We start from the raw sequence: 22892 nt of genomic DNA, 5'->3' as shown, positions 1-22892 counted from the left end.
CGGGAACGCTGGGCCGCTGGCGGTGGCCCGTAGCGGGTGGACTAGTAGGAATGGGTTATCGGATCGGGGGCGGGTCTGGTCAAGAATGCGTGGTGACGCATGTGTCATGCGCATGCAACCGACGTAGAAGACCAGAAGTAACTCGGCACCCTGGGAGGGGAACGATGAATATCGACAGAGCAGCTGGCCGCCGGCTGGCGCTATGGTTGTTGGCTGGCATTTTCGCCAGTGCCAGCGCGTACGCACAGGAGGCCGGCCCGGAAGTGGTGCACCTGTGGCCAGATGGCCATTGGCCGCAGGCCACGCAGGGCCCGGAGAGAGTGGGTGCTGATGGAAGCGCCCGCGGCGCGGTATCCAACGTCAGCGACGCACGCATGGAAATCTACCGGCCCGAGCATCCGAATGGTTCGGCGGTGGTGATTTTCGGTGGTGGCGGCTATTTCCGTATCCAGATTGGCGGCGCGGCGCGTCCAGCGGCGCAATGGCTGCAGTCGCTGGGGGTCACCGCCGCAGTGGTCTATTACCGGCTGCCGGCCGATGGCTGGAGCGCGGTGTCGCCGTTCCAGGATGGCCAGCGCGCGATGCGGCTGATGCGTTCGAAGGCAGCCGAGCTTTCGCTGGATCCGGAGCGGATCGGTGTCATCGGGTTCTCCGCTGGCGCGAATGTTGCCGGCGTGGTCGGCACGCGCTTCGATGCGGCGTTCTATCCCGCCGTGGACGCGGCTGACCAGTTGTCAGCGCGTCCGGACTTCCTGGGCATGATCTATCCGGTAGTGTCGCTGCAAGCACCGCTGGACCAGACCCGGTCACGTCGTGAATTGGCTACCCAACCCGATGCAGTGGCGGCCTATTCGGTCGAAGCACACGTGCGCAAGGACATGCCGCCGGTCTTCCTGGCACAGGCCGTGGACGACCCCATCGTGGACATCGGCCACAGCGTGGCGATGTACCAGGCCGCACATGCCGCTGGCGTGCCGGTGGAGATGCATCTGTTCGAAAAGGGAGGCCACAGCTGGGGCCTGGGGAAGCCGGGAACCCTGGTAGCGCAATGGCCGCGCCTGTTCGCCAACTGGGCACGCAGCCACCAGTTCCTTGGCGCGCCGCCGGCAGGACTGGTGCCCTTGGCTGGTGCGTCCAACGCAACGGCCGCACCCCGCCAGGCAGCGCCTGCAGTGGACGACGAAGACGACAGCGGCGACTGAGCCTGCGTCTTTCCTTGTCCTGAACCTTACGCACGAATACCGGGAGAGAAACCGATGAAATCCATTCACCATGCCGCGCTTGCCGCGGCCGTGGGAACCGTTCTGGCCGTCGCTGCGCCGCAGGCACAGGCGGCAGATACCGATAGTGAAACCGAGCTGCGCGCGCTGGTGCAGCAGCAGGCCGAACAGTTGCGCCAGCAGGCCGCCCAGATGCAGGCACTGAGCCAGCGCCTGGCCGCGCTGGAGGGCGGGCAGGGCGGGCAGGGCGGCCAAGGGGCCGCCAGCACCGGCGTGGCCGCTGATCCTTTCCAGGCGCAGGTGGCCGCTGCCGTTGCCGACACCCGGCAGGACGACATGGCGATCCTGCAGGCACAGGTTGCCCAGCTGGCCGCCACAGGCGGTGGCGGTGGCGGTGGCAACGTGCGTTGGAACAAGGGTGGGCCCGAGTTCCGCAGCAGCGACGGCCGTTTCACCTTCCACCCGCGTGGACGCATCGTCGCCGACTTCAGCAGCACGCACGGCTCGGGCTTCGATGCGCGCAACATTACCGGCACCGACCTGGTCAGCGGGCGCCTGGGCGCCGAAGGCCAGATGGGCGCGCTGGGCTACAAGATCGATGCCGATTTCGCTGGCAACGACGTGTCGTTGAAGGACACTTACCTGTCCTACGATACCCGGCTGGGTGGCCTGCCGACCGAGTTCTACGTGGGCAACAAGCTGAAGGACCGCGGCCTGGACGGTGGCACCAGCGGGGTGCGTACGCCGTTCATGACGCGCAATGCCGTGGCATCGGTGGGGGCACAGCAGAGTGGCTACTACGGCCTGGGCCTGACCGCCAAGGTGATCGGCAACAACTGGCATGCCAGCCTGGCCGTCACCGGCGATGACATCGGCAATGACAGCTCCGCCAGCGATACCATCGCCTACCTGGCGCGCGCGCACTGGAACCCGGTCAAGAGCAAGGATGGTTTCATCCACGTCGGCGGCTGGTACTGGTATGAAGACCTTGGCAACGACGTCACCAGCATCAACAAGACCTCGCCGGTGGCGCTGGGCTGGAACGGCAACGTCCGCGTCTCGGCCAGTTCCATCGCCAACGTCACCGACAACCATGCCTATGGCCTGGAGCTGGGCGGCACCTATCGCAGCCTGTGGGCCTTCGGCGAGCACACCGTGCGGACCATTGAATCCAGCACGGTGGAATCGGTGGACCAGAAGGCAACCTCCATCTACGCCGGCTGGCTGATCACCGGCGAACGCCCCGGTTTCAGCGCGCGTTCCGGCGTATGGGGCACCACCAAGGTGCTGCGCCCGGTGGACGAGGGCGGTATTGGCGCCTTCGAGCTGGCTGCGCGCTACGACCGTTACGACTTCCTTGATGCTGCGCGCGGCGGCGAAGGCAATGCCTGGACGTTGGGCATGAACTGGTATCTCAACAACTGGTCGCGCCTGATGGTGAACTACGTGCATTGGAAGACCGAGAACAAGGTGGGCAGTTTCCAGGGGCCGGATTCGGGCAACACCGTCGGGGTGCGCGCCCAGGTGGTCTTCTGAGGGCAGCGAGGCATAGCCCCGCTCTACCGTAGTGACGGGCCATGCCCGTCACCCCGGTAAACGGCGGCGATGACCGGCCATGCCCGTCACCTGCCGCGCAACCGCTGGTCACACGCTGCGCGTTATGCTGCCCGCCCACGTCCGGGCTGCCCCGATGAAACTCGCCATCCTCTCCCGCAACAGCAAGCTGTATTCCACCCGCCGGCTGGTGGAGGCGGCCCGCAGCCGTGGCCATACCGTGCGTGTACTCGACCCGCTGCGCTGTTACATGCGCATCGCGGCAGACGGTTTCAGCATGCATTACAAGGGGCGCCCAATGACCGGCGTGGATGCGGTCATCCCGCGTATCGGTGCCTCCGTGACGCGCTATGGCACCGCCGTGCTGCGCCAGTTCGAACTGATGGGCGCGCGCACGCCCAACCCCTCCGATGCCATCCTGCGTTCGCGCGACAAGCTGCGTGCGCACCAGTTGCTGGCTGCCAAAGGCATCGACATGCCGGTGACGGTGTTCGGTGACAACCCGGACGACACCGTGGACCTGCTGTCGATGCTGGGGCCACCGCCACACGTGGTGAAGCTGAACGAGGGTACCCAAGGGCGTGGCGTGATCCTGACCGAAAAGGCCAGCGCATCGCGTGGCATCGTCGAGGCGCTGCGCGGGCTGTATGCCAATTTCCTCATGCAGGAGTTCATCGGCGAGGCCCAGGGGGCGGACCTGCGCTGCCTGGTGGTGGGCGACCAGGTGGTGGCGGCGATGCAGCGGCAGGCGCCGGAAGGCGATTTCCGCTCCAACCTGCATGCCGGCGGCAGCGCTCACCCCGCCAAGGCCAGCCGTGCAGAGGCGCAGGTGGCCGTGCGCTCGGCCAAGGCACTGGGGCTCAGCGTGGCCGGCGTGGACCTGATCCGTTCGGCGCGTGGGCCGCTGGTGCTGGAGGTGAACTCCACGCCTGGGCTGGAAGGGGTGGAGGCTGCCTGCAAGGTGGATATCGCCGGGCGCATCATCGCGCACGTGGAAAAGATAGTAAGTAAATGAAATTAAAAGAAATTGTCGTTCTCTTTATCGGTGAGACGCTGCTTTTAACATGGGTTTAATCGCCCCTGTCGTATCGTCCTTCGAACCGCAGCTCTGCCTCATCAGCAGGATCGGTATCGGGATATGACTTCAGGCCCAGACGGAAACGTCTGGGCCTTTTTTATGTCCAGCGCTCAGGCATGACCACAGTCCCTTGATTCAGCCATCACATGGCTCGTACAGTTGGGTTTCATTCATGGAGGAACTACGTATGAAGTCCGTTTTGATTGCTGGTTTTGTCGTTGCCTTGGGCATCTCTGGTGCAGCTCACGCCAAGATCAACGCCAAACCCGACAAGGATGCGCCGCTGGTTCAGCTGGACGTGAAAGAGTCGGTCCGTGATCAACTGGTACGGGTAGAACGCGCACTGCAGAGCGAGCAGTACAGCGAGATTGGCCTTGAGGAAAAAAGCAAGGTAAGCGCGGCCATCGACCGTATCCGCACCAAGCTGGGGGACCACGAGACGGTCGAACAGGCCAATCCGCTGGCCCGCACCGAGATCTACAATGACCAGGAACTGGTCAACACCATTCTGTCCCGCGCCCATGCCGACAGCCGGATGGTTTGCCGCCGCGAGCGCGCCACCGGCAGCAATCGGCCGCAGCAGGTGTGCATGACCGTGGCCCAGCGCCGTGAAGCGATGGAAAACTCGCGCGATGTGCTGCGCAACTACAACCGGGTCAATCCACCGGCTGGCACGCCCTGACCTTGACACCCTGTACGCGCCACTTCGTGTGAAATGTTAATGCTCGGGTCTGTATCGTTGGCGACAGCCCGCGACAGGCCCGGGCCGTAACCACCCCGGTTGCGGCCGTGCCTTTCCAGGCACCCCTTATTGAAACAGAGGTCCCAGTGCGAATTCTCGTCATCGAAGACAACAGTGATATTGCCGCCAACCTCGGCGACTACCTCGAGGACCGCGGGCACACGGTGGACTTCGCGGCCGACGGCGTGACCGGGCTGCACCTGGCCGTGGTACATGAGTTCGACGCGATCGTGCTTGACCTGAACCTGCCGGGCATGGACGGTATCGAAGTCTGCCGCAAGCTGCGCAACGAAGCGCGCAAGCAGACCCCGGTGCTGATGCTCACCGCACGCGACTCGCTGGACAACAAGCTGGCCGGCTTCGATTCCGGCGCGGATGATTACCTGATCAAGCCGTTCGCCCTGCAGGAAGTGGAAGTCCGCTTGAACGCGCTGTCCCGTCGCGGCAAGGGCGTGCAGACCCGCGTGCTGGAAACCGGCGACCTGGAATACAACCTGGACACGCTGGAAGTGCGCCGCCAGGGCAAGCTGCTGCAACTGAACCCGACCGCGCTGAAGATCCTGCAGGCGCTGATGGAGGCGTCGCCGGCGGTGGTGACCCGCCAGGAGCTGGAAACCCGCGTATGGGGCGAAGAGCTGCCGGATTCGGATTCCCTGCGCGTGCATATCCATGGCCTGCGTGCCGTGGTGGATAAACCGTTCGAGGTGCCAATGATCCAGACCCGTCATGGCATCGGCTATCGGATCGCTGCACCGGATGCCTGAAAAAGCCGTACGCAGGGCGCAGCGCCGGCGCGGACCCTACCGCCGCCGGCTGCGCAGCCGCATCATCGTGTCGTTCGTGGTGTTGGGCTTTTGCCTCACCACGCTGTTCGCGTTCGCCACCAACTGGGCGCGGCTGCGGGTGGAAAACCAGCTCGTCGAAGACGTGATGAACCGCAACATCAACGAGTTCGCACGTCGCTACGCCGCCGATCCCAGCCGTAATCCGGACCTGCCGGTGCAGCAGATGTTCGCGCGCCTGGTGAAGCCAGACCGCTTTGAAGCGCTGCGGCAGGAAGAGCCGGACTGGTACGAGTTCACTGACGGCATCCACGGTGTCAGCGGCCAGGATGATAGCGGCCAACCCTATTCTTACAAGTTGGCGGTGCGCAAGACGCCGCAGGCCTGGTTTTTCCTTGCCTATGACATGACCCAGAGCATTACCGGCGAGAAGCAGCTCAAGCGCGCGCTGTTCCTGTCGGTGCTGGTGTTCAGCCTGCTGTCGCTGGTGCTGGGCTGGTGGTCGGCGTCGAAAGTGATGAAGCCGGTGTCCGACCTGGCCAAGCGCCTGCGTGCCTATCGTGGCGGCACCAGTGATCCGGAGCCGTTGGCGCCGCGCTTCCCGGACGACGATGAAGTGGGGCAGCTGGCACAGGCGCTGGATGATTATTCCGCAAGGCTGACCGAGGTGGTGCAGCGTGACCGCGAGTTCAACGCCGACGTCAGCCACGAGCTGCGTACGCCGCTGGCGGTGATTCGTGGCGCCACCGAACTGCTATTGACCCGGCCGGACCTGGAGGAAAAGGTGCTGCAGCGCCTGCAACGCATCCAGCGTGCCGAACAGCAGTGCAGCGACCTGATTGGTGCCTTGCTGCTGCTGTCGCGCAACGAGCGCGGACAGGGCACCAGCAACGTCGCCCGCGTGGCCGAACAACTGCTGGACTCGCACCGCGCCCAGCTGGGCGGCAAGCCCATCATCCTGACCCTGGAAGGCCAGCGTGACCTGGTGGTGGATGCCCCGGAATCTGCACTGTCAGTGGCGTTGGGCAACCTGATCGGCAACGCGGTGAAGTATTCGCTGGAAGGCGAAGTGCGGGTGAACGTCGGCAACAATGCCGTATCGGTGGCCGACAGCGGCCCCGGCCTGAGCGAAGAAGATGCCGCCAAGCTGTTCCAGCGCGGCTATCGCGGTACCCACGCCGGGCACTCACAAGGCGGCGGTATCGGCCTGTCCATCGTCAGCCGGTTGTGCGACCTGTACGGCTGGCAGGTGAGCGTGCGCCCTGGGGGCGACCGCGGCGTCATCGCAACGCTGACCTTCGCCCCCAAACTGCTGCCCTGACATCCGGGTAGGTGCCGGCCGCTGGCCGGCACGCCGCTGCGCCCGCCGGGCATGGCCCGGCGCTACGGGTGGGTGCGCGCTTCGATCAAACGTCGCGTACGTTCCAGCTCCCTCTGCAGCAACTCCGCCTCCGGTAGCACCGTGCGGTAATTTGCCGCCATCACCGTGGTAGGCAGACCCTCCAGCGCATAGCGTGCCAGGGCGGCCCCTTTGTCGGCGCAAAGAATCAGTCCCACCGGCGGATTCTCCTCGGGGCATGCCCAGTGCTCCTTCGCATAGTTGCAGTACATGTGCATCTGGCCCACATCGGCATGGGTCAGGCTGCCGAGCTTCAGATCGACGATGACCAGGCAGCGCAACCGACGGTGGAACAGCAGCAGATCCACGCGATACCAGGTGTGGTCGATACGCAGCCGGCGCTGCCGCCCAACGAAGGTGAATCCTTCACCCAGTTCGAGCAGGAAGCTCTCCAGCCGCTGGATCAAGGCCGTTTCGAGCTCGGATTCCGAGTACTCGTCCTTCAGGTCAAGGAACTCCAGCACGTAGGGGTCCTTGATCGCTTCGTCTGGCGTAACGACATCTTCCGGCTTCGGAACCGCGCCCTTTTTCAGCATGGCAGCCTTATCCTTCGACAGTGCCGTGCGCTCATAAAACTGGCTGCTGATCTGTCGATCAAGCTGGCGCACACTCCAGCCACCGCGCAGGGCCTCGGCCTCGTAAAACTGCCGGGCATGTTGGTCTTTGACCGACAGAAGCCGGACGTAGGCTGACCATGGCAAGGTGAAGGCCTGCGACAGTTCGGAGAGGTCCAATTTCCCAGACGGTGTCTGGGAATTCACAGAGCTGGGATATGCGAGGAAAAATCGCCGCATGCTTTCAAGGTTGTTGACCCCGAAGCCGCGCCCGAACCGGCTGGTCAAATCGGCGGACAGCCGCTCCATCAACTGCTCGCCATAACCCGCGCGCTGATTGCCGTTCTGTTCGGCCTCGACGATCCGGCGACCAATGTCCCAATAGCTCGCTGTCATCAACGCATTGACGCTGCGGGCTGCTGCTTTGCGCGCAGTATCGAGCAATTCGACGATGCCGCCATGGATGAGGGCATAGCCGGAAGGCGAGGAGAGGGACTTCTGTGAAGCCGAGAGTGTCTTGTTTGTCATGCTGGCGCCGGAATGAAAAAACGGCGGAGAAGGGGAAATACAGCAACGTTTTGCGCATCGCCCGGCAACACGTTCCCTTCTCCGCCGCGCCCAAAAAGGGGCAAAACGAGAAGCAGCCCTGCGAGGTAAGCTGTTCCCGGCTGGACCAAACGGTTCCAGCACGGACATCGTGAGCGCCGTGGGCGGTGCCGTACATCAGGAAAATTGCAGATGGCAGTCGGCAGTTGTTGCGTCCGTTCTTGCCATGGGTTGGTGACGGGCATGGGCCGTCACTACCTGGGAATTCGCGCGGCCGCCATGAATGCCCTCGCATGGTCGTGGAGCCACCTGTCGAAAGACTAAGGTGGCGGACGATGCGGGTTGGCGTACCGGCGCGTTCAACCTGACAAGTGAAACCGGCGGATATGGGAATCCCCACGCACCGCCCGCCGCAGAACCAACGGGACGATGCATTCTCCGCCGTGCCCAAGAGGGCTACAACAGAGATCAGGTGGAACGCAAAACGGGACGCCAATCCCGGCCGGAATCTAAGGGGTCCCGACCTGACCATCCTGTGCAATGCCGCCACACGCGTAAATCAGGAAAGTTGCAGTTTGCGACCGACTGCGCGTGCTTTTGGGTGGCGGTTGCACGTGGGCTGTCACGCTGCTGCCTTGCTTTAGGTGGGTGACGAGCATGGCTCGTCCCTACCCAGGCGCTACGCGGCCATCTTCAGATACGCGGCATGCAGCCGCTCCACCTGTGCCTGCAGCACATCGGGATGTGCATCGTTGACCACCACGTCATCGGCCAGCGCCAGGCGCTGTGCGCGGCTGGCCTGCGCATCGATCATCTGCTGGGCCAGTACCGCGTCGTTGCCATCACGCTGCATCAGCCGTGCCAGTTGCAGTGCCTCCGGCGCGTCCACTACCAGCACCCGGTCCAGCCAGCCATATACCTCGCGGCCGCCTGCCTCGGTCAGCAGCGGAATCGCGGCAATGGCGTAAGGGCTCTCGGCCTGGGCGCACTGGGTGCGCAGCAGCTCGCGGATGGCCGGGTGGGTGATGGCCTCCAGCGCCTTGCGCTCGGCCACATCGGCGAACACATGTGCCCGCAGCCGCGCGCGGTCCAGGCCGCCGTCGTCCAGCAGCATGGCCGCGCCAAAGCGCTCGGAAATCATCGCCAGCGCCGGACTGCCTGCCGCCACCACCGCGCGCGCGGCCACATCGGCGTCGGCCACGGTGATGCCCAGCGCCTCGAAGCGGCGGGTGACTTCGCTCTTGCCGGAGGCGATGCCCCCGGTCAGGCCGACGACGAACCGGCTCATCGCAGGTGTGCGTATCTCAGGTAGGCATCGATCAGAGGATCGCCCCACATGAAGACCAGCCAGCCGGCGATGGCCAGGTAGGGTCCGAACGGGATGGGCGTGGCGCGGTCACGGCCGCGGCTGTACAGCCAGATCGAACCCACGATGGCACCGACCACCGACGACAGCAGGATGATCGGCAGGATGCCTTTCAGTCCGCACCAGGCGCCCAGCGCGGCCAGCAGCTTGAAATCGCCGTGGCCCATGCCTTCCTTGCCGGTCAGCTGCTTGAAGATCCACCACACTGACCACAGCGACAGGTAGCCGACCGCAGCACCCAGCAGGGCGGGCTTGGCGGGCATGTACAGATTGTCCATCGCGCCGATAAGCCCCAGCCACATCAGCGGCAGGGTCAGCTGGTCCGGTAGCAACTGCGTGCGCATGTCGATGCCCGACAATGCCACCAGGAAGCACGACAGCACGATGGCACCGAAGCCCTGCCAGCCGAAGCCGAACTGCCACACGCTGGCCAGTACCAGCACGGCAGTCAGCAGCTCGACCAGCGGATACTGGATGGAGATCGGCGCATGGCAATGCCGACATTTCCCGCGCTGGATCAGCCAGCTGAACAGCGGGATGTTCTCGTACCACGACAGCTTGTGCTTGCAGTGCGGGCAGTGCGACGGCTCCACCACGATGCCCGGCGGCGGTGGCTCATAGACGTCCTCCTGCTCCAGCACCTCGTGCGCATCGCGCTTCCACTGCCACTCCAGCCGCTTGGGCAGCCGGAGGATGACTACGTTGAGGAAGCTGCCGAGCAGCAACCCCAGGCCGGCTGCGGCGGGGTAGCCGAGTCCGGGATGCTGGTCAAGAAATGCCATTGTTCATCCAACCACCGCGCCGAGTTTGAAGATGGGCAGGTACATGCCGATCACCATACCGCCAACCACCACGCCGATGAAGACCATGATCATGGGCTCCAGCAGGCTGCTCAGTGCATCGACCGCATTATTGACTTCCTGCTCGAAGTACTCGGCTACCTTGAACAGCATGGTGTCCAGGGCACCGGCCTCTTCGCCGATATTGGTCATCTGCACCACCATGTGCGGGAAGATGTTGACCTGCTTCATCGCCATGTTAACCGGATAGCCTACCGAGACGTCGTCACGCATGCGCAGGACGGCTTCCTCGTAGACCTTGTTGCCGGTAGCGCCGGCGACGATGCCCAAGGCTTCCACGAGCGGTACGCCTGCTTTGAAGGTGACGGCGGTGGTGCGGGCGAAGCGGGCGATCGAGCTGTTGTGCATGATATTGCCGATCACGGGTACCTTGAGAATGATGCGGTCCATGGCGTGCTGCATCTTGGAGGAGCGTTTATAGGCCATGGTGAAACCGGCCACGGCACCGCCGATAACGATCAGCATCAGCCACCACCAGCTCACCATGAATCTGGACAAGTTGACGATGAATTGTGTGAAGGCGGGGAGCTCGGCACCAAAGCCCCTGAACACATCCTCAAACTGCGGAACAACGAAGACGAGCATGATGGCACTAACCAGCAAGGCAACCACTATCACCATCACGGGATAGAAGAGTGCCTTCTTGATCTTGCCTTTCAGCCCTTCGATGTTCTCTTTGTAACTGGCGATGGTCTCCAGCACTGTTTCCAGCACGCCAGCACCTTCGCCTGCACGAATGAGGTTGCGATACAGCTCGTCGAATTGCAGCGGGTGCTTGCTGATCGCCTCATGCAACGAGGAGCCGCCTTCAATATCCGTGCGGACGGTATCAACCAGCTTCTTCATGCGCGGATTTTTGTGTCCGCTGCCGATGATCTCCAGCGCTGCCACAATAGGCACGCCAGACTTCATCATGGTCGCCATCTGGCGACTGAAGAACGCGATGTCCTTCGGTTTGATCGTGCTGCCAGCTGAGCCGAACAGTGGCTTGGCCTTCGGTTTCACCACCTTGGGCGTGATGCCTTGACGGCGCAATTCGGCCTTGACCAGATTGGCACTCTTGGCCATCTGCTCGCCTTTCATCTTGACGCCACGCTTGTCGGTCCCCTCCCAGACAAACGGTGCCATTTCCATGGTGCTTCGCGCCACGGGCTCTTTCTTCATCGCACTGCGACTAACGGACATTTTGGCTCCCCAGCCTGCCATCCCCAGCAGGCAATCCGTGGATGCTAGCGGATTCCTGAGCATCTGGGCAGTGCGGGGCCTGGGCGGCGCGTCAGCATGTGCCGTGAGGGGCCAAAGGTGACGCAGTGCGTCACATTGTCGGATTCGTCGCAGAACAGAGGGCGGGGGGTTCCCAATCCCGTAAATACTGCCATCATTGGCGCCGGGGAACGGGGGAATCGTGCCGGGGAAATTGGCACGCAACCTGCGAAGTTTCCCCTGCAAGGTGCTGCGGCCCGCTCATCCGGTGGGACCACCGGCTCCGGCAGCAGTGTCTTTTTCCACACCACTCTTACTTGGGGATGTACCAAATGAAGAACCAGAAGGGCTTTACCCTTATCGAGCTGATGATCGTCGTCGCGATCATCGCCATCCTGGCCGCCATCGCGTTGCCGCAGTACCAGAACTACGTTGCCAAGTCGCAGGCGACTGCTGGTCTGGCTGAAATCACCCCCGGAAAGACCCAGGCCGAAGTGCTGTTGAATGAGGGCAAGGGCTACGCTAATGTGACTGAAATCGGCCTCAAGGCAGAAACTGACCGCTGTGACATCACCGGTACCGGTACCGCCGCGGACGGCGAAGCAACCATTGTCTGCGAGCTGAAGGGTAACGCTAAGGTGGCCGGTAGCAGCCTGACGCTTACCCGCGACGGTGACTCTGGTGAGTGGTCCTGCGCCGCAGCAGGCGATATTGAAGATCAGTTCGTTCCGACGGGCTGTGGCGCTGCTGCCCCCTGATTAGTGCTTGATGAAAAAGAGCCCCGCTCTGCGGGGCTTTTTTTTTGTTCTTCTCCACCCGTATGGGCAACGGAATTTACTTTTTGGCACGATTACTGCTTGGAAGTACGGATGACAGCGGGGAGCTGTCAATCAAGAAACCTTCAGGGGATCCCACATGCGCAAGACCCAGGGCTTCACGCTTATCGAGTTGATGATCGTGGTTGCCATCATCGCCATCCTCGCGGCAATCGCCCTTCCTCAGTACCAAGGCTATGTGTCCAAGGCGCAGTTGGGCGCCGCATTGGCGGATATCCGGCCGGGTAAGACCACGATGGAATCGGTAGCGCAGGACAGCCGCGACGCATCCATCGTCGATGCCAATTACATTGGCTTGAGCGTTACCACACGCTGCCCGATTATCGACGCAGAGCTGGCGGCAGACGGGGTGGGCACTATCACGTGCACGATGGAAGGCAACAGTGCCGTGGATGGTCGCGACCTGGTACTGCGCCGAACGATTGACGGTACGTGGACCTGCGACGCAAGCGCCTTCGACGCAGAAATCCGTCCCTCTGGCTGCACCGGTTCCTGATCCGTCGCTTCTTTGGCGCCGACCTACCGCAGTTCCCGCCCTGGCATTCTTCGGCTAGTCTTGAAATCCATCACGCGAGCGGCCACGGCACTCGCGGTACGGTCAACGCCGATACCTGCATGACCTGAACCAGCAGGGGCCACGTTGGCCCCTTGCCTTGTGAGGGAGACCAATCCGCCGTGTCTTTGCCAGCACACCGCCTCAGCCTCTACCTCCTCCCCATCTTCATCCTCTCCGGCTTCTCCGGGCTGATCTACCAGTCCATCTGGAGCCAGTACCTCGGCCTGTTCCTCGGCCACTCTTCGCACGCCCAGTCCCTGGTCCTCATGCTGTTCATGGGAGGCATGGCCATTGGCGCGTGGTGGGCCAGCCGGCGCAGCATTGACTGGCGCTGGCCGCTGCTGGCGTACGCCGCCATCGAACTGCTGATTGGCCTGCTTGGCCTCGCTTTCGATGGGGTATTCCAGGGCATCACCGGTTGGGCCTATACCCATCTGCTTCCTGGCCTGCAGGGTAACGGGGCCACCGGCCTGCGCTGGCTGCTGGCTACGGTGCTGGTACTGCCGCAATGCGTCCTGCTCGGCGCAACCTTTCCGCTGATGAGTGCCGGTTACCTGCGCGTGCAGCCGCAGGCGCAGGGGGAGGTGCTGGCGGGCCTGTATTTCGCCAACAGCATCGGTGCGGCGGCGGGTGCGCTGGCGTCTACATATCTGTTGCTGCCTGCGCTTGGGTTGCCGGGCACGGTGATGGTGGCCGGTGGGTTGAATATCCTGGTGGCGGTGTTGGTTTTTCCTTTGGCGCGAGGGGGCGGGCATGGGGTGCCCGTGAGCGGGGCGTGGCCCCGCTCTACCGAGGCGGCGCACGCGGTCCGTGTGGCGGCGGTCAACGAGGTGGGTGACGAGGTTTCCAGCGCGCCCATCGGCGAACCAGGCGCGACAGGGGGCGCCAGCGCGATGCCGGTGATGGCGGTGCTGTGCATCGCATTGCTCACGGGGGCGACCTCGTTCGTCTATGAAATCACTTGGGTGCGCATGCTGTCGCTGGCGTTGGGGACCACGCTGCATTCGTTCGAGTTGATGCTGGCGGCATTTATTGCCGGTATCGCGTTCGGTGGGCTGTGGCTGCGCCATCGCGCGGATCGCATGGCATCGCCGTTGCGCGTGGCCGGCTGGGCGCAGGTGCTGATGGGGCTGGCCGCGTTGGCGTCGATGTTTGTCTACGCACAGGCATTCGAGTGGGTCGGCTGGCTGATGAGGGTGATCGTGCGCAGCGCCGATGGCTACGGGTTGTACAGCGTGGCCAGTGCGGTCATCGCGGTGGCGGTGATGTTCCCGGCGGCGTTCTTCGCGGGCATGACGCTGCCTTTGCTGACGTTGGCGCTGCTGCGGCAGGGCCGGGGCGAGCGGGCAATCGGGCAGGTGTATGCGTTCAATACGGTGGGCGCGATCATCGGTGTGCTGGCGGCGGTGCACCTGTTGATGCCGTTGCTGGGGTTGAAGTACGCGTTGTTGGTGGCGGCGGTGGTGGATCTGGGCTTGGGGATATGGTTGTTGTGGCCGGCGCCGCAGGAATCGCGCCGGCCAGCGGCCGGCACCCACCGACGGCAGGTGGATGGTGGTCGACAAGGCCGGGGACCGGTGGCGATTGCCACGGGGCTGAGTGTGGCGGGTGTGGTCATCGCGGTCGGACTGGTGCACTTCGATCCGTTGGTGCTCAGTTCCTCGGTGTATCGCCATGGCGGGGCGCGGCTGCACGACAGCGCGAAGATGCTGTTCTTCCGCGATGGGCAGACCGCCACGGTGTCCGTGTTCGAGACTGACCGCGGCGGTGGGCCGGTGCGCTCCATTGCCACCAATGGCAAGGTGGATGCGGGCATGACCGTCAGCCTGGAGCAGGAGCCCAGCGGTGATGAATCCACCATGGTGCTGCTGGGCGCGCTGCCGCTGGCGCTGGGCAATGGCTTCGAGCGCATTGGCGTGATCGGTTTCGGCTCCGGCCTCACCACGCATACGCTGCTGGGCGATGCGCGGGTTGGGCGGGTGGATACGGTGGAGATCGAGCCGGCGATGATCGAGGGCGCCAGGCTGTTTGGCGACCGGGTTGCGCGGGCGTTCGATGATCCGCGTTCGCACCTCGTCATCGACGATGCCAAGGCACATTTCGCCGGCAGCGGCCAGCGCTACGACCTGATCATTTCCGAGCCGTCCAATCCTTGGGTAGGCGGCACGGCGTCGTTGTTCAGCGATGAGTTCTACGCCTTCGTGCCACGCCAGCTCAATGACGGTGGTCTGTTCGTACAGTGGCTGCAGCTGTATGAAATCACCCCGGAACTGGTGTCATCGGTGCTGGATGGGCTGGTCGATCACTTCAGCGACGTGCGCGCTTACCTGGCCAACGACTCGGACCTGATCATCGTCGCTACGCCCAAAGGCCATCTGCCACCTCTCAATGACGGGGTCTTCGCGCAGCCGGCGCTGCGTGGGGAACTGGCACGGATCGGCGTGCATGGACTGGATGACCTGGGCGATACCCTGGTGCTGGGGGATGCCGCGCTGCGTGCATTTCCGCCGCTGTATCCCTCTCCGCGCCATTCCGATTACCACCCCATACTGACCTTGCGTGCGCCGGTCGCGCGCTTCGAGCAGGCGTATGTCGGTGACGTGGAATCGATGATGACGGCTCCATGGCCACTGACCCGCGCATGGGGTGCGCCGGAGTCGCGCGTGCCGCCGGCGCAGGGGAGCCAATTGAACCTGCAGGTGCTGCAGCGGCGTACCACGGCGCACTTGCTGTCGCAGCGGTTGCAACATGGCGCGGACCTGCCCGGTGGCGGCGACCATGCACTGGCCGATGCGTTGCGGTTGCTGGGCGCACGCTGCGAACTGGAGGTGACGCCGCTGGAAACCGCTGGGCTGGCGTTCTTCCTGGCCGGGGAGACCATACCTTTCCTGCCGCCGGCCGAACGCGACGCGCTGTGGGTCACGCCACAATGGCGGCCATGCGCGTTGCACGATCCCACGGTGATCGACGCATTAGGGCTGGTTGCGGCGGCCGCCGCTGACGACCATGCGCAGGTGCTCGCTGCGGGCCAGCGCCTGCTGGAAGGGCCACATTCTGCAGGCCTGCTGGCTGATGCGCGTTCGGGCTACTACCTGTTCGGGGCGCTGCAATATGCGGCGTGGTCCACCGGCGACACCCGTTTGGCGCGGGAACTGGCGGACACGCACTGGAATGCGCTGGGACCGGATGCACGGGCGAGTGGCCGGCTGCGTCTGATCACTTACATGGCCGCGTTGGGGTCTGGTTCCCGCGAGGGATCTGACCCGTAGGTACCCATGGATCGCTTCAGATTGGCCTCTTAGGATATCTGTTGCACATCAGAATCCTTGGCATGACGGCGGATGCCAAGGCGGACGCATTCTTGGCGATTCCCCCTACATGCAGCGCCACCAATAGCGTGCAGATTGTAATGGCCTCGGAAACTTCGATTTCCTGAGGTATGGCTCGAGAGCCCTCAAGTGGCTGAGAGCCTCCATACATGGGGAGTCAAACAATGAACCGGAAACTTTTCCATCATTTGATTGGGGGAGTGGCGATGTCCTGCATCTGGACTGCCCTCACACTCTACGTGTACGCAGGTGAACCTCCCTCGCAGACCCAGCTTCTCTCAGCGACCGCGAGCGTTGACGAACAGGAGCTGGAAACCCTTGTTACCCGTGTTCTACAAGACGTGATAGATAGGAGAGGGCTGGCATCCGGACAGACGGCTGTCCAGATATCGACCTCCCTGTCTGTACACGATGGACGGATGCGCATAGAGCTTGGTCCTGACGCCATTACATCAAGCGCGGAAGCGTCGGAAGATCAGTGTCATGCGCTGACGATGGAGGCCTACGTGCTGCTGCGGGATTTCATATCAGTACCTGACATCCAGTGCACCTACGGGGGTAAGGATATCAATTTCTACCATCCGGACCCGGCTCTCACATCTCCGTCCGGGGGCATTGCCCGTCCCCATGGGGAGGATCCGCCGCGTATTGTCATGATTTCAGCTGGGCATGGATATTTTTTCAATCGCATCAGCCAAAACTGGGAAACCCGCCGGCCTGTCATGAACGGAATGCAGGAGGACTTTACTACTCCATTTTATGCTTGGACTGCGGCGCAGAATGTCATTGACAGGCTGCATTTTCCTGTGGTCATGGCGCGTAGCGATCGTATGGATGCCCATATCGAAAGCGGGCATCCATGGTGGAAGATGTCAGCGCGAACATGGCTGCAGAGCCAGTTTCCGGATAATTCGGTGATATGGGATTCCTTGCCTAATGAAAATGACCCGGATGGAGAGGAGGATGATGACATCCGCGCCCGGCCTCTATTCGCAAATCACGTAGGTGCAGCGTATTCCCTTCATATCCATACGAATGGCGCAGCCAATGAAAGCGCGCGAGGAACAGTCGGGATTTATCAAAGCGGGAGGCCTGAGGACGCGGAGTACGCCCAGCGCATGCTCTGCTCCATGGAGGAAATCATTCAGTCGATTCCTCGTTATTCGGATTGGAGAGTCGACACCGTCCCTCGCCCAGGTAACTACGGTGAGCTGCGCCTTACGCTTCCTGACAGAAGGGCCGCTTTGATCGAGGTCGGGTTCCACAGCAATGCGAACGATGCCGCAGCGCTTCAGAGTGCGGATTTCCGTATCGCTGCCTCTGCCGGCATGGCAAAAGGAATCAGACTCTATAGCGAAGGGAAGCGGTGTGAGAAGTTCAAGATCGATGACATGCCCGATGTCAGCAGTCCAGTCAATATGCCGTTTACATACAGTATCGGATATTCGGGGAATCCGACCTTTCCGGTAACCATATATGCGCAGTGGGTGAAATGTCCGTCGGGGTGGATTTGCCAGGACCATCAAATCAAGCTGGATAGCCCCCAGGATTCGCCAATCATTCGACCGTATATATGCCGCAGCAAGCCTTGGCAGTCTGGTGTATTCCGATGGAAGCGCTGGCTCGTTGATGCAGACGGGGTGAAGACTGAGCCCCTGGAGCACACGCTGGAGTGCACAGCGACGTCAGCGCGACGCAAGCGGGCCAATCAGGGACTGCTTCCGGCGGCGATACCCGCGAAGCGGTAGTTGGCGAGCACGCACTGGAATGCGCTGGGGCCGGGCATCGGCCCCCAGCTGCGTTAAGATGCGTGGTGCTGCAGGGGGAGCCAGCAGCGGACCAACACAGTAGGCCAGCGGGGCGGGATGCGCCGTGGGCACTCAGATCGAGGAACCGCATGAACGCCATCGCCACCGCCAACCTTGTCGGTATCACCGGCATTGCGCGCCGCCTGGTCCAGGATGGCGCGCTGGATGAGTCCGGCGCCCGCGATGCGATGGACAAGGCCACGGCCGCGCGGCTGCCCTTGCCGCAGTGGTTTGCGCAGCACAAGGTGGTCAGCGCCCCGCAACTGGCGGCGGCCAATGCGCTGGAATTCGGCATGCCGCTGTTCGATGTCAGCGTGTTCGACGTCAACCAGAACGCCATGAGCCTGGTCAGTGAAGAACTGTTGCGCAAGCACCATGTGCTGCCGCTGTTCAAGCGCGGCGGCAAGCTTTACATCGGTACCAGCAACCCGACCCATTCACTGGACGAGATCAAGTTCCACACCAACCTGGTGGTGGAGCCGATCCTGGTGGATGAAGACCAGATCCGTCGCACGCTGGAGCAGTGGCAGACCAGCCATGACTCGATGACCGATTCGCTGGGCGGCGACGACGAGGGCATGGCCAACCTGGAGGTGGGTACCGACGACGAGGGCGCTGGATCCGATTCGGGCATCGATGCCAAGGGCGATGACACGCCCGTGGTGAAGTTCGTCAACAAGGTGCTGGTCGATGCCATCCGCAAGGGGGCGTCTGATATCCACTTTGAACCTTACGAGGACGATTACCGGGTGCGCCTGCGCATCGACGGCCTGTTGAAGATGGTTGCCCGGGCACCGGTGAAGTTGAACCAGCGCATCGCGGCGCGCCTGAAGGTGATGGCGCAGCTGGATATCGCTGAAAAGCGCGTGCCGCAGGACGGACGCATCAAGCTCAACCTGTCCAAGACCCGCCAGATCGATTTCCGCGTCAGCACGCTGCCAACCCTGTTTGGCGAAAAAGTGGTGCTGCGTATCCTGGATGGCAGTGCGGCCAAACTGGGCATCGACAAGCTGGGCTATGAGCCCGAGCAGCAGAAGCTGTTCACCGATGCGATCCACAAACCGTACGGCATGGTGCTGGTGACCGGCCCGACCGGTTCGGGCAAGACGGTATCGCTGTATACCGCGCTGGGCATCCTCAACGATGAAACGCGCAACATCTCCACCGCCGAGGATCCGGTGGAAATCCGCCTGCCGGGCGTGAACCAGGTACAGCAGAACAACAAGCGCGGCATGACCTTCGCCGCGGCGCTGCGCTCGTTCCTGCGCCAGGATCCAGACATCATCATGGTGGGCGAAATCCGCGACCTGGAAACGGCGGAAATCGCGATCAAGGCGGCGCAGACCGGTCACATGGTGCTGTCCACCCTGCATACCAACGATGCGCCGCAGACCATCGCGCGCCTGATGAACATGGGGATCGCGCCGTACAACATCACCAGTTCGGTAACGCTGGTGATTGCCCAGCGGCTGGCACGCCGGCTGTGCAAGCAGTGCAGGCGCCAGACCGAGCTGCCGACGCATGCGCTGCTGGCCGAAGGCTTCACCCAGGCGCAGCTGGACGCAGGCATCGAGCTGTACGAGGCGGTGGGGTGCGATGACTGCACCGAAGGCTACAAAGGCCGTACCGGCATCTATCAGGTGATGCCGATGACCGATGAAATCTCGACGATCATCCTGGCCGGCGGCAATGCGCTGCAGATCGCCGAGGCGGCGCAGGCGATCGGGGTGAATGACCTGCGGCAATCGGCGCTGATCAAGGCCAGCAAGGGCATCACCAGCCTGGCCGAGATCAACCGCGTCACCAAGGATTGATGGGGGGCTGACCCCCACCCTGAATAGATTTCACCTGCAACCGTCGCCGTGTTCGTGTCTAATACGGCTCCCCACACGCCGCACCCACCCCCATGTCCCTTCAATCCCATGGCCCCGCGCCGTGCGACGACGCTGACGGCCACCTTGTCACCGCCGGTCCGTTGACCCCGCCGCCCGACAGTGCCGGTACCGTCCAGGATGCCCGCGCGCTGCGCCATTCCCACGCCGAAGACATGCAGGGCATGGTGCTGGCCACGCTGGTGGCTTCGCTGGGCCTGGCCATCTTTGCCAAAGGTGGGCTGATGATCGGGGGCATGGCCGGGCTGGCCTTCCTGGTCCACTATGCCGCCGGCTGGAACTTCGGCCTGGTGTTCGTGCTGGTCAACCTGCCGTTCTATTGGGTAGGCGTGCGCCGCATGGGCTGGGAGTTCACGCTGAAGACGTTCGCGGCAGTCACCGCCTGCGGCATCCTTACCGATCTGCTGCCGCGCTGGGCGGATTTCGCGCATATCGATCCGCTGTATTCGGCGGTGGTCGGCGGTGCGCTGGCCGGGTTGGGCATCCTGTTCTTCATCCGCCACCGGGCCAGCCTGGGGGGTATCGGCATCCTGGCCGTCTACCTGCAGCGCACCCGCGGCTGGAGCGCCGGGAAGGTGCAGATGAGCTTCGATGCGATGTTGATGCTGGTGGCGTTCTCGGTGCTGTCGCCGATGCAGGTGCTGTACTCGGCCATCGGCGCGGTGGTGCTCAGCCTGGTGCTGATGTTCAACCACCGGCCCGGGCGTTACATGGGCGTTTGATGCTTCGTTGATATGTCCGGCAATGGCGGTGCGGTCCAGCGACCGCTGCGCTCGCCGAGCATGGCTCGGCACTACTGTGTGGACCACGCCGGTTTCAGTTTTGCGATGCGCTTCTGCACCGGACAGTCGTCAGCGTGTGCGCCGCGCAGGTAACCCAGGCTCATCAGGAACTCGCCGGTGATTTCTCCGCCGGTGAAGCGGAAGGTATTCTTGAACAGCTTCACCCAGTCGGCCTTGTCCAGCGGATGGTGCGCGTCCAGCCACTGCACGAAGCCGCCATGGCTGTCGCGCAGCCCCTGGATGACCTGCGCGTTGTGGATCGCCGCCAGTACTTTCAGCCGGTTGCGGATGATGCCCGGGTCGGCCAGCAGGCGGTCGATATCGGGCTGCCCATAACCGGCCACGGTATCCACGTCGAAGCCATCGTAGGCGCGGCGGAATCCCTCGCGCTTCTTCAGGATGGTTTCCCAGCTCAGTCCGGCCTGGTTGATTTCCAGCAGCAGGCGCTCGAACAGTTCGCGTTCCTCGCGCTGTGGAAATCCGTATTCCTGGTCATGGTAATGGCCATGCACGGGGTGGCCCGGGGCGATGCTGCAGTATCCGCTCATGGTGTTTCCAAGGGTTCTTCAGAAAGGTTGTCGATGCTGGCTGGCGCCTGGCCATCCAGCAAAAGGTCCGGCCAGCGGGGGCGCCGCAGGGCCAGTTTGCCGGCGCGTATCGCTGCCTGGATGCGCGCGCTGTCTGACCGTGATTCGCCGCGCGGGAAGGCAAAGCTGCCTGCCGTCCACCAGCCCTGTTTCCCCGGTGCATGCAATTGGCAGTAGGCGCCCGACTGGGGTGGCAGCGAGCACAGCAGCACCTCGTCATGTCCGTCGTCGTCGAAATCGCGAAGCAGCACGACGCAGCTGCCGTCGTCATCCAGGCAACCGCTGGCTTCGAGCTTGCGCGCCAGCAGCGCCTGCCACCAGCTTTCCGGGGGTGAAGGAGAACCTTCGGCCAGCCGCACACGCGCGCGCAGCGTCGTCAGGTCGCGGATGCCATCGTCGATGGGGGGCTCGCCGCTGCCCCATGCCGTGGTGCGTGCCAGCGCCTGGGTGACCACGCTGGTGGCGCGTGGGTCGGCCTGGATGGGCGGCTCGCCCTGCAACGTGCGCAGGGTGTCCACGCCACGCCGGCCGACATCGAAACGCAGCATCGAGGCATCGGCGGCGGTTATGGCGGCGGGGTTCGCCAGCAGGCGCGCGTGCTGGCTGGCCAGGGTGATGCGCACCGGATCCAGCAGCGGCGAGCTGGCCAGCAGTGCTGCAGCCAGTACGGCCCAGCACATCAGCCGGTTGACCGGCTCCAGCTGTTGCAGCCAGCGGCCGCCACTACGCAGCGGGGCCAACGCATAGCCCAGTGCATAGCCGGCCGCCAGCACGGCCACCAGCACCGCCCAGAAGCGGTCCAGCGTCCAGCCATACTGGCCGATGCGCAGTGCCATCGCATACAGCGCCAGCGCGGCCAGCACTGGCAGGGCGAACAGGCTGGCCTCCACCAGCCGCCGCAGCCACGCAGGGTAGGGCGGCTGGTCACTGTCGTGCTGGTAGACCGCGTTGGCGAAGCCCACCATCAACAGGGTCAGCACCAGCAGCAGCGAGGCGGCCGAACGGGTTTCCCACAGCGATTGCAAGCCGGTGAAGGGCAGGCTGAGGGTAAAGATCACGGTGATGAAGGACAGCAGTGGCAGCAGGCCCCTGCATATGGCGAACAGGATCTGGCGGGTGATCTGGATGGCGCGCTGCTGGGTGCGGCCGATCAGCACGCCAAAGCCCGCCAGCGTGCCGGTGACGAGCGCGATGAAGGCGTCCTGGCGGAACAGTTCGGTGAAGAAGTCGATCTTCAGCAGCCCGAACAACGCTGCCCATAGCCACAGCAGCAGCCAGGTGAGGCCGGTGAACAGAACGGCCAGCGCCAGCGTCAGGCCGTTCTGCCAGGCACGTTCGAACAGCGCGTCGTAACCCGCGCGCCAATGGCCCTGCTGCAACCGGTGCTGCCACCACGGCAGGCTGATGAAGGTAGCCACCGCCATCGCCAGCGAGAACGGCAACCGCAGCGACGCCGACCGCAGCCCGGTCGCGCCCTGCAGGTTCCAGCCGATCCAGCTGGCCAGCGCGATCACCACCAGCGAGGCGGCCAGTGCATGCAGCCACAGGCGGCGGTCACGCAGGTCCACCACGGTCAGGGCGACGGCCGTGGGCACCGTCAGTACCCAGGCATACCAGCGGTAACGCCAGCCGATATCCTGCAAGGGCCAGCTGTCGGCCAGCTGCTGCGCCACGTACAGCATCAGGCCCTGCAGCAGGGCAATGAGCACGATGGCGCTGCGGGTCATCGGGGACAGCGGCGGGCGGGTGGGCATCGCGGGCTCCTGCTGGAATGCCCGCCATCGTACCGTCTCACGCC

At 63.5% G+C, this 22892-nt stretch carries 18 protein-coding genes; 12 read left to right on the top strand and 6 right to left on the bottom strand.

The window, feature by feature from the left end; all coding sequences use genetic code 11:
- Positions 1-164: 164 nt before the first annotated feature.
- From H4O11_RS08690 to H4O11_RS08665, 6 genes are all read left to right on the top strand, one after another.
- Positions 165-1202 (top strand): alpha/beta hydrolase, encoded by a 1038-nt coding sequence (locus H4O11_RS08690; RefSeq protein WP_182339026.1) that lies wholly within the window; start codon positions 165-167, stop codon positions 1200-1202.
- A 54-nt stretch (positions 1203-1256) separates the two neighbouring features.
- The gene (locus tag H4O11_RS08685; protein ID WP_182339025.1) at positions 1257-2756 is read left to right on the top strand and encodes an OprO/OprP family phosphate-selective porin; all 1500 of its coding nucleotides are present in this window, start codon (positions 1257-1259) and stop codon (positions 2754-2756) included.
- A 154-nt stretch (positions 2757-2910) separates the two neighbouring features.
- Positions 2911-3789 (top strand): 30S ribosomal protein S6--L-glutamate ligase, encoded by an 879-nt coding sequence (rimK, locus tag H4O11_RS08680; protein WP_182339024.1) that lies wholly within the window; start codon positions 2911-2913, stop codon positions 3787-3789.
- Positions 3790-4039: 250 nt separating this feature from the next.
- Positions 4040-4534, top strand: a complete 495-nt coding sequence (locus tag H4O11_RS08675) for a hypothetical protein (protein ID WP_182339023.1) — start codon at positions 4040-4042, stop codon at positions 4532-4534.
- Positions 4535-4680: 146 nt separating this feature from the next.
- Entirely contained in the window at positions 4681-5358 is a 678-nt protein-coding gene (locus tag H4O11_RS08670; protein ID WP_057687381.1) for a response regulator transcription factor, read from the top strand.
- Positions 5351-6697 carry a sensor histidine kinase gene (locus H4O11_RS08665; RefSeq protein ID WP_182339022.1) on the top strand — a complete coding sequence of 449 codons (1347 nt, stop codon included), beginning with the start codon at positions 5351-5353 and terminating at the stop codon, positions 6695-6697. Before H4O11_RS08670 ends, H4O11_RS08665 begins: the two co-directional genes overlap by 8 nt.
- Before the next feature lie 62 nt (positions 6698-6759).
- On the opposite strand, the gene H4O11_RS08660 is transcribed toward H4O11_RS08665, so the two are convergent.
- From H4O11_RS08660 to H4O11_RS08645, 4 genes are all read right to left on the bottom strand, one after another.
- Positions 6760-7857 (bottom strand): PDDEXK nuclease domain-containing protein, encoded by a 1098-nt coding sequence (locus H4O11_RS08660; protein WP_182339021.1) that lies wholly within the window; start codon positions 7855-7857, stop codon positions 6760-6762.
- A gap of 697 nt (positions 7858-8554) precedes the next feature.
- A complete protein-coding gene (gene coaE / locus H4O11_RS08655; RefSeq protein WP_182339020.1) occupies positions 8555-9163 on the bottom strand; it encodes a dephospho-CoA kinase in 609 nt (202 codons plus the stop codon).
- Positions 9160-10023: a prepilin peptidase gene (locus H4O11_RS08650; protein ID WP_182339019.1), complete on the bottom strand. Its 864-nt coding sequence runs from the start codon at positions 10021-10023 to the stop codon at positions 9160-9162. Before H4O11_RS08650 ends, coaE begins: the two co-directional genes overlap by 4 nt.
- Before the next feature lie 3 nt (positions 10024-10026).
- Positions 10027-11286, bottom strand: coding sequence for a type II secretion system F family protein (locus tag H4O11_RS08645; protein WP_182339018.1), 1260 nt, complete (start codon positions 11284-11286; stop codon positions 10027-10029).
- A 350-nt stretch (positions 11287-11636) separates the two neighbouring features.
- Here H4O11_RS08645 and H4O11_RS08640 point away from each other — a divergent pair, with 350 nt between their 5' ends.
- The 6 genes from H4O11_RS08640 to H4O11_RS08615 all read left to right on the top strand — a co-directional run bounded on the left by H4O11_RS08640 (position 11637) and on the right by H4O11_RS08615 (position 20447).
- Entirely contained in the window at positions 11637-12062 is a 426-nt protein-coding gene (locus tag H4O11_RS08640) for a pilin (RefSeq protein ID WP_182339017.1), read from the top strand.
- Positions 12063-12219: 157 nt separating this feature from the next.
- On the top strand, positions 12220-12636 hold the full coding sequence (locus tag H4O11_RS08635; RefSeq protein WP_182339016.1) for a pilin: 417 nt from the start codon (positions 12220-12222) through the stop codon (positions 12634-12636).
- A gap of 179 nt (positions 12637-12815) precedes the next feature.
- Positions 12816-15965: a fused MFS/spermidine synthase gene (locus H4O11_RS08630; protein WP_182339015.1), complete on the top strand. Its 3150-nt coding sequence runs from the start codon at positions 12816-12818 to the stop codon at positions 15963-15965.
- Between the two features lie 224 nt (positions 15966-16189).
- Positions 16190-17773 carry an N-acetylmuramoyl-L-alanine amidase family protein gene (locus H4O11_RS08625; RefSeq protein WP_182339014.1) on the top strand — a complete coding sequence of 528 codons (1584 nt, stop codon included), beginning with the start codon at positions 16190-16192 and terminating at the stop codon, positions 17771-17773.
- A 149-nt stretch (positions 17774-17922) separates the two neighbouring features.
- Positions 17923-19647 (top strand): type IV-A pilus assembly ATPase PilB, encoded by a 1725-nt coding sequence (gene pilB, locus H4O11_RS08620; RefSeq protein WP_182339013.1) that lies wholly within the window; start codon positions 17923-17925, stop codon positions 19645-19647.
- A gap of 92 nt (positions 19648-19739) precedes the next feature.
- Positions 19740-20447, top strand: coding sequence for a YitT family protein (locus H4O11_RS08615; RefSeq protein ID WP_182339012.1), 708 nt, complete (start codon positions 19740-19742; stop codon positions 20445-20447).
- A 71-nt stretch (positions 20448-20518) separates the two neighbouring features.
- Here the strand turns inward: H4O11_RS08615 and H4O11_RS08610 are convergent, their stop codons facing one another.
- Positions 20519-21055 (bottom strand): DNA-3-methyladenine glycosylase I, encoded by a 537-nt coding sequence (locus H4O11_RS08610; protein ID WP_182339011.1) that lies wholly within the window; start codon positions 21053-21055, stop codon positions 20519-20521.
- Positions 21052-22848, bottom strand: coding sequence for a DUF4153 domain-containing protein (locus tag H4O11_RS08605; RefSeq protein ID WP_182339010.1), 1797 nt, complete (start codon positions 22846-22848; stop codon positions 21052-21054). Before H4O11_RS08605 ends, H4O11_RS08610 begins: the two co-directional genes overlap by 4 nt.
- Between the last annotated feature and the right edge of the window lie 44 nt (positions 22849-22892).

Source organism: Stenotrophomonas tumulicola (assembly GCF_014117215.1).
Lineage (GTDB): Bacteria > Pseudomonadota > Gammaproteobacteria > Xanthomonadales > Xanthomonadaceae > Stenotrophomonas > Stenotrophomonas tumulicola.
This window is presented reverse-complemented; position numbering and strand designations above follow the sequence as displayed.